The 13,669-nt window shown below is 69.5% G+C and carries 13 protein-coding genes; 7 read left to right on the top strand and 6 right to left on the bottom strand.

The annotated features are described in order from the left end of the window. Nucleotides 1–110 precede the first annotated feature (110 nt). Together OG804_RS25435 and OG804_RS25430 are read left to right on the top strand one after the other, a co-directional pair. On the top strand, nucleotides 111–1,928 hold the full coding sequence (locus OG804_RS25435; RefSeq protein ID WP_442941907.1) for an MFS transporter: 1,818 nt from the start codon (nucleotides 111–113) through the stop codon (nucleotides 1,926–1,928). Next, nucleotides 1,925–2,431: a DUF2771 domain-containing protein gene (locus tag OG804_RS25430; RefSeq protein WP_328390607.1), complete on the top strand. Its 507-nt coding sequence runs from the start codon at nucleotides 1,925–1,927 to the stop codon at nucleotides 2,429–2,431. Before OG804_RS25435 ends, OG804_RS25430 begins: the two co-directional genes overlap by 4 nt. Before the next feature lie 57 nt (nucleotides 2,432–2,488). On the opposite strand, the gene OG804_RS25425 is transcribed toward OG804_RS25430, so the two are convergent. Then, a complete protein-coding gene (locus OG804_RS25425; protein ID WP_328390605.1) occupies nucleotides 2,489–2,908 on the bottom strand; it encodes a cold-shock protein in 420 nt (139 codons plus the stop codon). Nucleotides 2,909–3,097: 189 nt separating this feature from the next. Here OG804_RS25425 and OG804_RS25420 point away from each other — a divergent pair, with 189 nt between their 5' ends. Further along, nucleotides 3,098–3,343, top strand: a complete 246-nt coding sequence (locus tag OG804_RS25420; RefSeq protein WP_328390603.1) for a hypothetical protein — start codon at nucleotides 3,098–3,100, stop codon at nucleotides 3,341–3,343. A 378-nt stretch (nucleotides 3,344–3,721) separates the two neighbouring features. Next, on the top strand, nucleotides 3,722–4,384 hold the full coding sequence (locus OG804_RS25415) for a transglycosylase family protein (protein ID WP_328390601.1): 663 nt from the start codon (nucleotides 3,722–3,724) through the stop codon (nucleotides 4,382–4,384). 70 nt (nucleotides 4,385–4,454) lie between these two features. Here OG804_RS25415 and OG804_RS25410 read toward each other — a convergent pair whose 3' ends face one another. After that, complete coding sequence (locus OG804_RS25410) at nucleotides 4,455–4,643, bottom strand: hypothetical protein (protein ID WP_328390599.1); 189 nt, start codon at nucleotides 4,641–4,643, stop codon at nucleotides 4,455–4,457. A 152-nt stretch (nucleotides 4,644–4,795) separates the two neighbouring features. Between OG804_RS25410 and OG804_RS25405 the strand changes: the two genes are divergently transcribed. Beyond that, entirely contained in the window at nucleotides 4,796–7,069 is a 2,274-nt protein-coding gene (locus OG804_RS25405; protein WP_328390597.1) for a helicase-associated domain-containing protein, read from the top strand. A 23-nt stretch (nucleotides 7,070–7,092) separates the two neighbouring features. On the opposite strand, the gene OG804_RS25400 is transcribed toward OG804_RS25405, so the two are convergent. From OG804_RS25400 to OG804_RS25390, 3 genes are all read right to left on the bottom strand, one after another. Continuing rightward, nucleotides 7,093–8,496, bottom strand: coding sequence for a M1 family metallopeptidase (locus OG804_RS25400; RefSeq protein ID WP_328390595.1), 1,404 nt, complete (start codon nucleotides 8,494–8,496; stop codon nucleotides 7,093–7,095). A gap of 144 nt (nucleotides 8,497–8,640) precedes the next feature. Next, nucleotides 8,641–9,309 carry a DUF3239 domain-containing protein gene (locus OG804_RS25395; protein ID WP_328390593.1) on the bottom strand — a complete coding sequence of 223 codons (669 nt, stop codon included), beginning with the start codon at nucleotides 9,307–9,309 and terminating at the stop codon, nucleotides 8,641–8,643. Between the two features lie 40 nt (nucleotides 9,310–9,349). Then, nucleotides 9,350–11,020 carry a DNA repair helicase XPB gene (locus tag OG804_RS25390; RefSeq protein ID WP_328390591.1) on the bottom strand — a complete coding sequence of 557 codons (1,671 nt, stop codon included), beginning with the start codon at nucleotides 11,018–11,020 and terminating at the stop codon, nucleotides 9,350–9,352. Between the two features lie 259 nt (nucleotides 11,021–11,279). Between OG804_RS25390 and OG804_RS25385 the strand changes: the two genes are divergently transcribed. After that, nucleotides 11,280–11,924 carry a LysE family translocator gene (locus tag OG804_RS25385; protein WP_328390589.1) on the top strand — a complete coding sequence of 215 codons (645 nt, stop codon included), beginning with the start codon at nucleotides 11,280–11,282 and terminating at the stop codon, nucleotides 11,922–11,924. 67 nt (nucleotides 11,925–11,991) lie between these two features. Here OG804_RS25385 and sigJ read toward each other — a convergent pair whose 3' ends face one another. Beyond that, nucleotides 11,992–12,921, bottom strand: a complete 930-nt coding sequence (gene sigJ, locus OG804_RS25380) for an RNA polymerase sigma factor SigJ (protein WP_328390587.1) — start codon at nucleotides 12,919–12,921, stop codon at nucleotides 11,992–11,994. Between the two features lie 119 nt (nucleotides 12,922–13,040). Here sigJ and OG804_RS25375 point away from each other — a divergent pair, with 119 nt between their 5' ends. Further along, nucleotides 13,041–13,601, top strand: coding sequence for a GNAT family N-acetyltransferase (locus tag OG804_RS25375; protein ID WP_328390585.1), 561 nt, complete (start codon nucleotides 13,041–13,043; stop codon nucleotides 13,599–13,601). Nucleotides 13,602–13,669 lie beyond the last annotated feature (68 nt).

Here is a 13,669-nt window from a genome sequence, read left to right as displayed (position 1 = left end):
CGACGCGCGAGGTGACCGCGCCCGGTCCCGGTCGGCTTGACGCCCGGGTGGAGCAGGTCGGCGACCCGCGTCCGAACCCCTCCGCCCGCCGGATCGGCGACGCGAACGGCATCCCCCGCGCACCGGATAGCGGACGCCCGGGCTCCGGGGCGGGGCGCCCCACGCCGGGTGGATTCGGCCCAGCGCCCGGCCGCGGTCTCCGGCCGGAAGCGGGTGGGGACGGCCGGCACCGCCCGGACCTCCCTTCGCCGCCGGGTGCGCAGCGCGAACCGCGCGCCGACCGGACCGCCGGTCACCCGACGCCCCGCCCCGAACCCCGCGCCCCCGAATCCCGCGCCCCTGGGCCGAGTGGAGCCGGGCCGAGTGGAGCCGGGCCGCAGGACCGGACCGAACGCGCCGGCACCGACGATCGGCCCGGCGGCGGCGAATCCGGCGAACCCGCGGCGACCAAGGAGTACCCGAGCACCGAACCCGGTACCGAATACGACGACGAGAGCCGCCGCTCACCCCGCAAGCTCACCGTCACCCGGGTCGCGGCGATGCGCGGCCGGGAACTCACCGAGAAAGGTATCGCCACCTTCCGGCGAGCGGCCGAAGCCGACGGCGCGGACAAATCCGGGCTGACCGCGCTCACCTACGCCACCATGGCGAACTTCGCCCTGGACGCCGCGATCGCGGTCGCGCTCGCCAACACCCTGTTCTTCGCCAGCGCGACCGCGGAGAGCAAATCCAAGGTCGCGCTCTATCTGCTGATCACCATCGCCCCGTTCGCGATCATCGCGCCCCTCATCGGCCCCGCCCTCGACCGGCTCCAGCGCGGCCGCCGGCTGGCCCTGGCCAGTTCGTTCGCCGTCCGGGCCGTCCTGGCCGTGGTGCTGATCTTCAGTTTCGACAGTTGGGTGCTGTACCCGCTGGCGCTGTGCATGATGGTGCTGAGCAAATCGTTCGCGGTGCTCAAGAGCGCGGTGACACCGCGGGTGCTACCACCCGATATCGACCTGGTCCGCACGAATTCCCGTCTTACTGTGTTCGGTCTGGTGGGCGGCACGCTGGGCGCCGGCGGGATCGCCGGGGTCACCGCGGCGATCACGGGCTCCACCGGCGTGCTGATTCTGGCCACGGGTATCGCCGTCGGCGGCGCCTATCTGAGTTGGCGTATGCCGCGCTGGGTGGAGATCACCGAGGGTGAGGTCCCCACAACCCTCGGCTACCACCGGCACGATGCGCCGACCGAACTACTCGAAACCGCCGACGAATCGGCCGTGCCGCCGCGCAAACGCCGGCAGCCGCTCGGGCGAGCGGTGGTCACCGGACTGTGGGGCAACGGCAGCATCCGCGTGCTGACCGGATTCCTGACCTTCTATATAGCGTTCGTCGCCAAAGCGACCGAGCATCGGCCCGTCCAGCAGGCCGCGATGCTCGGCCTGGTGGGCGCGGCGGCCGCCGTCGGCAATTTCGCCGGCAACGCCTCCGGAGCCCGGATCCAGCTCGGCCGGCCCTCGCTGATCGTGGTGAACTGCACGATCGGATGCACGGCCGTCGCGGTCCTCGCCCTGGTGCTGGACAACCTGTTCGGCGCGGCACTGGCCGCGCTGGTCGCCTCCGGTGCGAGCGCGCTGGCCAAGGTCTCGCTGGACGCGGCCATCCAGGACGATCTGCCCCCGGAGTCGATCGCGTCCGGCTTCGGCCGCTCGGAGACGGTGCTGCAGCTGAGCTGGGTGATCGGCGGCGCGGGCGGGGTACTGCTGCCGACCGATTATTGGAAAGGCTTCGCGGTGGTCAGTGCACTGCTGGCCGGGGGGCTCGTCCAGACTGTGCTGAGCTATCGCGGGTTCAGCCTGCTGCCGGGTCTCGGCGGTCGCCGACCGCTGCACGCCGAGCAGGAAGTTCCGCACTACGACCCCCCACGAGGAGAAGCCGCCCGGTGAGTACCAACAAAGTCCGCACGACGCTCGCGCTGGCCCTGGCCGGGATCCTGGTGCTGGTGGTCGCGACCGCCGGCGTGGTCTGGCTGCTGGCGCGGGACGCCGAACCGCAGGATCCGGAACTCACCGCATACGCGCACGGCACCACGGTGACCGTCCCGCCGTTCCGCTACTGCACAGTGAAGATGCAGGACTGCCGACAGGGCGAGACCGTGTTCCTGGAGGTGCCGGCCGGTGATCCCCTGCAGATCTCGCTCCCGGACCAGATCGTGGGCACGCCGTGGGAGTTGCTGCCGCTCTACGCCCGTCCGGACGGCGAGGTGGTCGAGCGGCCCAGCTCCTACCGTGACCATCCCGAGAACGCCCGCGCCCTGACGGTCCCGTCACGACCCGAACCGGGGCTGGAGCTGATCGGCGTGGAGTTGCAGGTGATGATCATCGCGATCGACGAGACCGGCAACCAGTTCCCCATCCCGCACGCCGTGTGGTCGATCAAGACCGCCTGAGACGACTGTGGGCCGGCCCGGATGCCCCGGCCGGCCCACGAGAACGTGCTGTTCGGATCAGCTGTCGAGTTCGCGCGCCACGGCGCGCACCACCTCCGAGATCCGCTGCGCGGTCTTGCGATCCGGGTAGCGCCCCTTGCGCAGATCCGGCTGGACCTTCGCTTCCAGCAGCGTGATCATGTCCTCGACCATGCCGTGCAGTTCGTCCGGACTGTGCTTACGCGCGATCGGCTCCTTGCGGGCGTTGCGCTCCTGGTTCTGCCGGACCGACGGCGGCGCCTCGACCAGCTTCAGACTCAGCGCCTGCGGCCCACGCCGCCCGGCCGCCATCCCGAACTCGACCCGCTGGCCGGGCTTGAGCGTTTCCACGCCCTGGGGCAGCGCGGACGAGCGGACATAGACGTCCTCCCCCTCGTCCTGGGAAAGGAACCCGAAGCCCTTTTCCACGTCGTACCACTTCACCTTGCCGGTCGGCACTGCGCTCACCCGTTCGTCTGTTCGGCGCCCGGCCCACCGGGCCCGCGCACACATGTCTGCTGAAAACCCGCTGGTGGCGGGTTCTGCCGCTTACTCGAAAAACGCGCCCCACAAGCATGCAGGACGCGAGATCGCTCAGAGTCTACCCCGGTGGGCACGGCACCAGCACATCAGTTTTACCGTCGAAAGGTGACGAATCCTGCCGATCCCAAGCCCTCCGGCTCACCGTCCGGGCGTACCCCCGGCAACTGGCTGCTGCAATTGGCCCTTGGCCTGTTCACCCTCGGGCTGCTGTCCGTGGTGGCGATCTTCCTCACCCCGATCCTCACCGACAGCGAGCCGGGGCTGTGGTTGTACCTGGGCGCCATGCTGGCGCCGATCGGCTTCGTCGCGGCGCTGATCTTCGCGCTGCGCTCCGGTCGCCGATCCAGGTGACAACTGTCTAGTACCCGGCCCGAACGCGACCGAAGCGTTATGTGATGATAATCACATAACGGCATGATAACGAGGCAGCGTGTCCTGTCACCGTTCTGCGATACGGACCCACTAGCTGCGCAGAGTCCCTACGGGCCGACCGTGACCGCACCGCAACCCATTCGCACACGCCGGTTACCAAATAGTGATTTTTCGGCGCGAACGTCGTACCGTCTACCGCAGCCGGGCAATCCGGCCCACCGGCCCGCCGCACCGAACCTCGCCCCGCGGGTACCGGACCCCGACGGAAACCACAGGGGCGAGGGCGGGACGGGCACCCTCTCAGCCTGGACCCGAGCGAATACCTCGCAGGTGCGTACGAGAGGAAGACGAACGCGAATGAGTGGACGCCATCGCAAGCCCACCAATACCGGTCGCACTGTGGCCAAGGTCGCCGTCACCGGCGCCATGATCAGCGGTGCGGGCGTTGCCCTTGCCGGTACAGCCAGCGCGGCACCCGACGCCGACTGGGATCGACTCGCTCAGTGCGAAGCCGGCGGTAACTGGGGCATCAACACCGGCAACGGCTATCACGGTGGACTGCAGTTCTCGGAGAGCACCTGGCAGGCCAACGGCGGCGGGAACTACGCGCCGACCGCGAACCAGGCCAGCCGCGAACAGCAGATCACGGTCGCCGAGAAGGTACTCGCCTCGCAGGGCTGGGGCGCCTGGCCCTCCTGCTCGTCCTCGCTGGGCCTGAGCAGCGGCTCGACCCCGCGTGAAACCCCCGCCGACACCCCGGCTGTGCAGACCGAGACCGAGACCCCCAGCGCGCACGCCGCGCCGAGTGCGCCTCAGTCCCAGGCTCCGGCCCAGTCCCAGACTCAGACCCAAGAGGTCTACACCGCGGTGGATCGTGCGCTCGCCGCCGTGCAGGCGCAGGGCATCCAGGTCCCGCAGCCCGCACTCGATCTTTTCGAGGCCGTCAAGGCCGGCAACCCCCAGCTGGATTCCGGGCTCCTCGGCGCCTACGAAGCCAACAAGGGCCTGCTGCCTTCCTGAGCGGCAACACCGACTACGAAAGAACCCCGCCTCACCTACCGGTGACGCGGGGTTCTTTCGTTTCGTCCGCTCAGCGGTTGATCACTGTGCGCGGGTGCAGATACGGCAGCTGCTCGGCAGCCACCGGGAACTCGGTGTCCTCACCGAAGGGCGAGAGATTACCGGAGCGAGCCGACGACAACTCGGTGACAGCATGATCGCCGTCGGCCACCTCGGGCCAGCCGTTGTCGACGTAGGGTTTCTTCGATTTGTTCACCACGCCCTCATTCTGGCACGTCCCTGCCGGCGGCCGGTACGACTACCACGTCGAACGACCACCACGGATACCGGACGAGCGCTCCCGGCCGTGCGATCCGACGGCCACCCGCCCGCACCCCGCCGCATTCCCGGTCCACAGCTAGTCTGGACCGGATGACCGGCCAAGACTCGTACACCGCCTGGCTCGGCGCCCGATCCGACGCGCAGTTGGTCGCTCTGCTCGAACGCCGGCCCGATCTCGCGGTGCCACTACCTTCTTCGATGGCGGTGCTCGCCGGCCGCGCCGAACAACGCGCCTCGGTGCTGCGGGCGGCCGACGACCTGAACACGGTGGCTTTCGGAGTCGTCGAGGCGCTCGCCGTCCATACCGCGGCCGGTGGCGAACCCCTGACGCGCACGGAGTTGAAGCGGGCGCTGCGCGGCCGCGCCAAGGCCGCGACGGTGGACGCTACCGTCACCGAACTGGCCGACCGGGCGCTGCTCTGGTTCGAGGGCGACCGGATCCGGCTGGTGCCCGCCACTGCCGAGGCCCTGCCGTGGTCGCTGGGCAGCGGAGCGGAATCTGCCGATGCGCTCACCGAACCCGAGATCGCCACCGCCCTCGCCGACCTCTCCGCCGCCGAACGCGCGCTGCTCGACAAGCTCGCCGAGACCGGGCCGCGGGGGCGCACCCGCGACGCCGCGCCCGACGCGCCGGCCGACCGGCCGGTGCCCCAGCTGCTGGTGCGACGGCTGCTGCGCCGGATCGACGACGAGACGGTGGAACTGCCGCCGGCCGTCGGCCAACTGCTGCGTTCGGAACCGGTCACCGATCCATATCAACTCACGCCACCCGAACCGGTGGCCACCGCACACCAGCTAGCCGAGGTGAACGGGGTCGGCGCCGGTGAGGTGGGGGAACTGCTCCGGCATTGCGCCGCGATCCTCGAGGTGCTGGGCCAGTTACCCGCACCGGCCCTGCGTGCCGGCGGTCTCGGAGTGCGGGAAATGCGGCGGATAGCCAAGGCCGCCGGTGTCGACGAGACACGAGCCGGACTCCTGGTGGAGCTGCTCGCCGCGGCGAAACTCATCGAGAAGGGCTTCCCTGATCCACCTCCCGAAGCCGACGCCGACGATTTCTGGGCGCCCACTCCCGCCGCTGATTCGTGGCTGGAGGCGCCGCCGGCGCGACGCTGGATCCCACTGGCGCACGCCTGGCTGGAATTGGACCGCAACCCCTGGATGATCGGGCTGCGCGACGCCGCCGACAAGCCGCTGGCGGCGCTCGCACACGAACTCCGGATCCCCTACGCCGTGCGGGACCGCCGGACCGTACTCGAGGTACTCGCCGAGCAACCGCCCGGCACCGAACTCGATCCCGCCGGCCTCGCCCGCCTGTTGGCCTGGCGTACGCCCCGGCGGCGCCGGCATTTCCGGGGCCGAGTGGTGGACAACACGCTGCACGAGGCCGCCGCGCTGGGGCTGGTCGGCCGCGGCGCGCTCACCGCGGCCGCGCGGATGCTACTGCGCGGTACGGCTGCCGCCGCCGAGGCGGAACTCGAGGCCGCCCTACCCGACCCCGTCGATCATGTCCTGGTCCAGGCCGATCTGACGGTGGTGGCCCCCGGCCCGCTCACCGCCGATCTGCAGCGCCGGATCGAACTGGTCGCCGATGTGGAATCGGCGGGAGCGGCGACGGTCTACCGGCTCGGTGAATCCTCGCTGCGCCGCGCGCTCGACGCCGGATTCACCGCCGCGGAACTGCACAGCCTCTTCGACCGTCACTCCCGCACCCCGGTTCCGCAGACTCTCAGCTATCTCATCGACGATGTGGCGCGACGGCACGGTCGTCTGCGGGCCGGGATGGCGCAGTCGTTCGTGCGCAGCGAGGATCCCGTGCTGCTCGCGCAGGTGCTGGCCGCACCGGTCGCCGAAGCCCTCGCGCTGCGCGCGATCGCGCCGACCGTGGCGATATCGCAGGCGCCGCTGGGCGAACTGTTCGAGCAGTTGCGCGGCGCGGGTTTCGCGCCCGCCGGTGAGGACGCGTCCGGCGCGATCGTGGATCTCCGTCAGCGGGGGGCGCGGATCAATGTGCGGCCGCTGGCCCGGCAGCCGTACCGCCCCTCCCCGCCGACCGCCGAGCAGCTGGAGTTGCTGGTCACCGAACTCCGGGCCGGTGACCGGGCCGCCACCGCCGCGTCCGGGCAGGCGGTCCGCAGCGACGGCAGCCGCACCAGCACGGCCGCCGCCCTTGCCCTGCTGCAATTGGCGGCGCGGGTGCGACGGCAGGTGCACATCGGCTACGTCGATGCCAAAGGGACGGCGATCCAGCGTGTCGTCGAGCCGGTGCGGGTCGGCAACGGCCAACTCGACGCCATGGACCCGGTCACCGGAACGGTCCGCCAGTTCACCCTGCACCGGATCTCGTCGGTCGCGTTGCTCGAATAGCGGCGCGGGCCGGTTCGTTTCATTCAGCCGCGCAAAGACCCCGGATAGAGGTACTGCTCCGGCGGCGGCGTGGTACCGCGCAACCAGGCATCGAGGAATCCGGTGAGGTCGGTCGATGATTTCGACTGGATGAACGCCCGGAACTCCGGCATCGACGCGTGACCATAGGCGTGCGCTGTCATGAACTCCCGCAACGCCCCGAAGAATACGGTGTCCCCCAGCTGTTTACGCAGCGCGTGCATGAACAGCGGTCCCTTGTAGTACACCGAGGTGAACAGCTTGTCCGCCCCGGGATCCTCCAGCGGCACTTCCCAGAAACTCGGCTTCGCCAGCGCCTTCCGGATCCTGTCGCGGTACCGGGCATCGATATCGACGCCCTCTTTGCGCTCCGGCCACAAGAAGTCGGCGGTATAGCTGGCGATGCATTCGTTGAGACAGATATCGGACCAGCTGTGTACCGAGACCGAATCACCCCACCACTGGTGAGCCACCTCGTGCACCACAGTGTTCAGGTCGGCCCACGCCGCGTAGGTGGGCCGGGTCTGAGTTTCCAGGGAGAACGGGATCTCGGCGGCCAGATAGATACCGCCGGCGGCGTCGAACGGATACGGGCCGTAGAGGCTTTCGGCGAAATCGAGGATCTCCGGCAGGCGTTCTTCGTGTTCGCGCAGGTTCCCGACCCCGGGGGCGAACGCGCTCAGCAAGGGGGTGCCGTTCGCGCGGCGCTGCTCGAGATAGTCGAACCGGTCGATGGCGACGGTGGTGAGGTATCCGATCACCGGTTGGCGCTGTTCCCAGCTGACCGTCCGAAAACCGCCGCGTACCTCGTCGCGCGTCCGCACCCCGCCCGACATCACTTCCCATTCGGCGGGCACGGTCGCGTGCAGGGTGAAGGTGGCCTTGTCCCGCGGGGAGTCGTTGAGCGGATACCAGGTGGAGGCCGAATGTGGTTCTCCCGCTGCGAATGCGCCGCCGGTCGGCGAGTAGGTCCAGCCCTCGCCGCGGGTATCGGCGGCCGTGCCCGCGTAGTCGACCGTCACAGTGAACGGCAGTCCCGGCAGCAGCGGCAGCGGCGGATGAACGACCAGTTCGTGCGGTTTCCGCCATTCGAAGTCGGCGGGCAGATCGTTCACCCGTACCGCCCGCACCTGAGGACCGGTGTAGTCGAGATCGAACGAAGTGAGCGGCTGGGTGGCATTCGCATCGATCCGGGTCGACCCGGTGAGCTGGTGGCCGGCCGGATCGTAACCGAGCGTCACGTCGTAGTGCTCGACGTCGTAGCCGCCGTTGCCGTCCAGCGGAAAGTACGGATCGCCCAAACCCTGCGCGCCCGCCAACGGCCCGGACGGCGCCTGCGCCGCGGCAGGCGTCAAAGTCGGACTCGACAGCACAACCACCCCGGCGATCAGCCAGCGGGTGAGTCTCATGCGGTTCCACCTTCCGTGATCGGCGTGCGCTCGCTGCGGTGACCCGCTCGACGACGTTAGTCGCAATCCACCCCGGATGGCGGTACCCCCGAACACACGGCGCGCGACCAGGTCCCGGTCCGCGGGTTTGCGCGGCGGGCGGATTCAGGCGCCGAGACCCTCCGGCAGCCGGCCCGGATCGAGCAGCAACCGCTTGGCCGCACTGCGCTGCACTTCTTCGGCGCGAGCGAGATTATCAGCGAGCAAACGCCATTCGATCTCGGCGATGGACGCACGGGCCCGGTCGATCACCGCGGTATCCGATGTCCCCCAGGCGATCGGCATCGCGTCGACCGGTAACCAGCGTTCCCCGATCGACCGAGTGGTCCGGTCTGCGCGGACCGCGATCGCCGGCACCCGCTCGCCTTCGGCCACCCGATGGCCCGGAAGCTGCCGCACCGTCTTGGTGACCAGCGCGTACCGCGATTCTCCGTTGTCACGACGCGCCACATTGACCAGTGCGAGCAGTACCGCACCCCGAGGCTGGATCAGCGAGACCACCGCCGGAACCAGTTCGCCTTCGGCGTAGAGCCGAACGATTCCGGTGCGACGCGGCGCCCATAGCGCCACCCAGAGGGCGGTGACCGCGCCCAGCGCGCAGGCCAGGGCCAGCGGATAGGACCAGGGATGTCCCAGCCACACCAGATAGGCGGTGGCGGCCGCGGCGAGCAGGGCGGCGGGGACCGCGGCGAGCCGCACCCGGCGCCGCCCCGCGACTACTTCGTTGACAGCGTGGGCATGTCGGCGGTCCACCGCGAATTCGAAGCGTCGCACGTCGCCCTTCCTAACACAGGTCGTCGGGTTCGGAACGCCTTTATTGGTCGCTGGGCCCGATCGCGGGGCCCAGCAGATCGTCGGCGTCGGTTATCCGATAGGCATAACCCTGCTCGGCGAGGAAACGTTGCCGATGCGCCGCATAATCGGCGTCCAGCGTGTCGCGCGCCACCACCGAATAGAAATGGGCCTGACCGCCGTCCTGTTTGGGCCGCAGCAACCGGCCCAACCGCTGAGCCTCCTCCTGCCGTGAACCGAACGTCCCGGAAACCTGCACCGCCACCGATGCCTCCGGCAGATCGATCGAGAAGTTCGCGACCTTGCTGACCACGAGTACCGGAATCTCGCCGCGCCGGAATGCGTCGAAGAGCGCCTCGCGCTCCTTGTTCTTGGTGGAGCCCTGGATCACGGGGGCATCCAATGCGGCGCCCAGTTCTTCCAGCTGGTCCAGATAGGCGCCGATCACCAGGGTGGGCGCCCCGGTGTGCCGGGCGAGGATGGATTTCACCACCGCGATCTTGGTGTGCGCGGTGGAGCAGAGTTTGTAGCGTTCCTCGGGTTCGGCGGTCGCGTAGGACATCCGCTCGGCGTCGGTCAGCGTGACCCGGACCTCGATGCATTCGGCCGGCGCGATCCAGCCCTGGGCCTCGATATCCTTCCACGGCGCGTCATAACGTTTGGGCCCGATCAGCGAGAACACATCACCCTCGCGACCGTCCTCACGCACCAGGGTCGCGGTGAGGCCGAGCCGGCGCCGGGACTGCAGATCGGCCGTCATCCGGAACACGGGGGCGGGCAGCAGATGCACTTCGTCGTAGATCACCAGGCCCCAGTCGCGGCTGTCGAAGAGCTCCAGATGTTTGTACTCGCCCTTCGATTTCCGGGTGATGACCTGGTAGGTGGCGATGGTGACCGGCCGGATCTCCTTGCGCTCCCCGGAGTACTCACCGATCTCCTCCTCGGTGAGCGAGGTCCGCGCGAGCAGCTCACGCCGCCACTGCCGGCCGGCGACCGTATTTGTCACCAGGATCAGAGTGGTTGCCTTCGCGCGTGCCATCGCGGCCGCGCCGACCATCGTCTTACCGGCCCCGCAGGGCAGTACCACCACACCCGACCCACCGGCCCAGAACGAATCGGCGGCCATCTCCTGATAGTCGCGCAACTGCCAGGCGGCGCCCTGGAAGTCCAGATCGATGGCATGGGCTTCACCGTCGACGTAGCCGGCCAGGTCCTCGGCCGGCCAGCCGATCTTGAGCAGTTGCTGTTTGATGTGCCCGCGCTCGGACGGGTGCACGATCACCGTGTCGTCGTCGATCCGCTCGCCCAGCATCGGCGCGATCTTCTTGTGCCGCAGCACCTCGGCGAGCACCGCGCGGTCCAGACTCACCAGGGTGAGCCCGTGCGCCGGATGCTTGACCAGCTGCAATCGCCCGTAGCGGGCCATCGTCTCGACGATATCGACGAGCAGCGGCTGGGGTACCGGGAAGCGCGAATGGCCGACCAGCGCGTCCACCACCTGCTCCGCGTCGTGGCCGGCCGCGCGTGCGTTCCACAGGGCCAACGGTGTGACCCGATAGGTGTGCACGTGTTCGGGAGCCCGCTCCAGCTCGGCGAACGGGGCGATCGCCTGGCGCGCCACATTCGCGAGTTCGTGATCGACCTCCAACAGGACTGTTTTATCGCTCTGCACGATCAGCGGCCCGTCCGCCACGGGACACCTCCCTCACCTCGGCTGCCGCCCATTGTCCCCGATAGCACCGACAGCGCCCCGGGCGGCGACGGGAAAAGCCCATATCGGGGCGCGGGGGCGGCCGGAACCGGACGAGCGCCGACGCGCGGCGGCTCACGGTCGGCGCCGGGACCGCTGCCCGGTCCCGGGCAGACCGGCCCTCCCCTGAGCGGGACCAGCAGGGCCAGCGGCTGCCAACTGGCCCGAGACACGATCGTCCGATGTATCCAGTATGGGAACCATGATCGAGATCTCGGCGCTGGCCGGAGTGGCGGTTGCGGCTCTCGGACTGGTGCTCACGCCCGGCCCGAACATGATGTACCTGGTCTCCCGGACCATCTCGCAGGGCAGGCGGGCCGGGATGATCTCACTGGCCGGGGTCGCTGCGGGGTTCGGCGTGTACCTCACGGCCGCCGCCACCGGGATCACCGCGGTATTCACACTGGTCCCAGAGCTGTACGCGGGACTCAAGATCGCCGGCGCCTGCTATCTGCTGTGGTTGGCCTGGCAGGCCGTCAGGCCGGGCGGTGTCTCGGCGTTCGCACCGCAGACGCTCCCCCGCGATCCGGCCCGGCGGCTGTTCGCCATGGGCCTGGTGACCAATCTGCTGAACCCGAAGATCGCCGTCATGTACCTGGCGCTGATCCCGCAGTTCGTCTCGCCCGGCGCCGGCCCGGTGTGGTCGCAGAGCCTGATCCTGGGCGCGGTGCAGATCGCGGTCGCGCTGCTGGTGAACGCCCTCATCGTGGGCACGGCCGGTACCGTCGCCACCTTCCTGGGCGGGCGGCCGGTGTGGTTGCGCGTGCAGCGGCTGCTGATGGGAACCGTCCTGGGAACGATGGCCGCCCTGCTGCTCACCGACCGCACCCGGCCCGCGTCCGTCTAGGAGTTTCGCCCCGAGCCGGGGGCGTCACACCCTGACCGGGTGGACGCGGGCTCGACCCGCAGCCCGGTCAGCGCAATCGGACACCGCGTAGTTTCGCCGGATTCGCATGGTCGTAGGCGCCCCGGATCATGCCGTCCTCGACGGCGAACCCGATGACCCGGGAAGCGAATCCGGGATAGACCTCGTCGCCCGCCCGGCCGTGGATCAGCAGACCGAGCTGCCCGTTGACCCGGACGAACTCCACATCCTCGGACACGAAATCCACCCCGGGCCGATCCAGTCCGTAGCGGTGCAGGAGACCGAGGAACAGGCGGGCCACCTTGTCCGGCCCGGAGATCATCTTGCGCGCGGTCTGGGTCGTGCCGCCGGAATCGCCGATCATCACCGCGTCCGGGTGCAGAACCGCGGCGACGGCCTGCGCGTCACCGGTGCCCAATGCCACCAGTAACTTCTGCACCGCGGCGTCGTGGACGCCGTCGGCGGCCGGTTGCGGGGTCTGATCGCGTACCGCTCGACGGGCCCGGGCGGCCAGCTGCCGGGCCGCCTCCGGGGTGATATCGAGGATTCCGGCGATCTCGCCGTAGGGCACGTCCAGTCCCTCGTGCAGTACGAACGCGACCCGCTGCGGCGGGGTGAGCTGATCCAGCACCACCAGCGCGGCCATCCGGAACTCCTGGCGCAGCACCACCGATGCGAGCGGGTCGGGTCCCGGGGCGCTCGCCAACGGCGCCACCACCGGTTCCGGAAGCCACTGGCCCACGTAGCTCTCCCGGCGTACCGCCGCGCTGCGTAATCGGTCCAGGCACAGTCGGGAGACCACCGTCGTCAGCCAGGCCCGCAGATCTTCGATCTCCGATTGCGAGGTTCCGGCCAGTCGCAGCCAACTCTCCTGCACCGCGTCCTCAGCATCGGCCACGCTGCCGGTCAGCCGGTAGGCCACCGCCAGCAGATGCCCGCGGTGGGACTCGAATTGGTCGGCGAGAAGCGCGGCTACCACCGTCCGGATTCTACGGCGCGCGAACCTACCCAACGGCGGCGCCCCGCAGCGCGGACCGGGAAATACAGATGCCGGAAAGCTGTCCGGCTGCCACCATGAATCGGGTGGAAGAGCGCACTTTGACAGATGGCGTCATCTGGCTGAGCCGGCCGGTGGAGTCCGATATCGAGGCGATCACCGACTGCTGCCAGGATCCGGCGATCGCTGAATGGGTGACCGTCCCGACCCCCTACAGCCGGGCCGACGCCGAGGATTTCGTCGGCAACACCGTCGCCGAGGGCTGGGCCGCCACCAGCCCCATCTGGGGTATCCGGCTCGCCGAGGACGGTCGGCTGATCGGCACGGTGAGCCTGGGCATGCGACCCCGCGACGACACCGCCGCCGAGATCGGCTTCTGGCTCGCGGCCGAACACCGCAAGCAGGGACTCGTCTCGCGGGCGGTCACCTTGGCCTGCGACTTCGGCTTCGATCCGGACGAAATGGGACTTGTCCGCATCTATTGGCGCGCGTTCGCCGGAAACCACGCCTCCGCCGCCGTCGCTCGCACACACGGCTTCCGCTACGAAGGGCTGGCCCGGCTCGGCAGCGAGCATCGGGGAATCCGGCGGGACCACTGGGTGGCCGCCCGCCTGAACACCGACCCGCCCGGTCCGGCGGACGGCTGGCCTGCGGAAGTCTGACGCGCGGCGGCCGGTCCGGCCCGCTGAGCACCGGGTCGGCGCACGGTCGGGCCGACTGATCGGGGTCG

The organism is Nocardia sp. NBC_00416 (genome assembly GCF_036032445.1).
Classification (GTDB): Bacteria; Actinomycetota; Actinomycetes; order Mycobacteriales; family Mycobacteriaceae; genus Nocardia.
This window is presented reverse-complemented; position numbering and strand designations above follow the sequence as displayed.

What these genes read in the sequence shown, in the direction of transcription:
- OG804_RS25415 (WP_328390601.1), top strand. Translation starts at nt 3,722, where the DNA reads ATGAGTGGACGCCATCGCAAGCCCACCAATACCGGTCGCACTGTGGCC.
- OG804_RS25405 (WP_328390597.1), top strand. Translation starts at nt 4,796, where the DNA reads ATGACCGGCCAAGACTCGTACACCGCCTGGCTCGGCGCCCGATCCGAC.
- OG804_RS25400 (WP_328390595.1), bottom strand. Translation starts at nt 8,496, where the DNA reads ATGAGACTCACCCGCTGGCTGATCGCCGGGGTGGTTGTGCTGTCGAGT.
- OG804_RS25385 (WP_328390589.1), top strand. Translation starts at nt 11,280, where the DNA reads ATGATCGAGATCTCGGCGCTGGCCGGAGTGGCGGTTGCGGCTCTCGGA.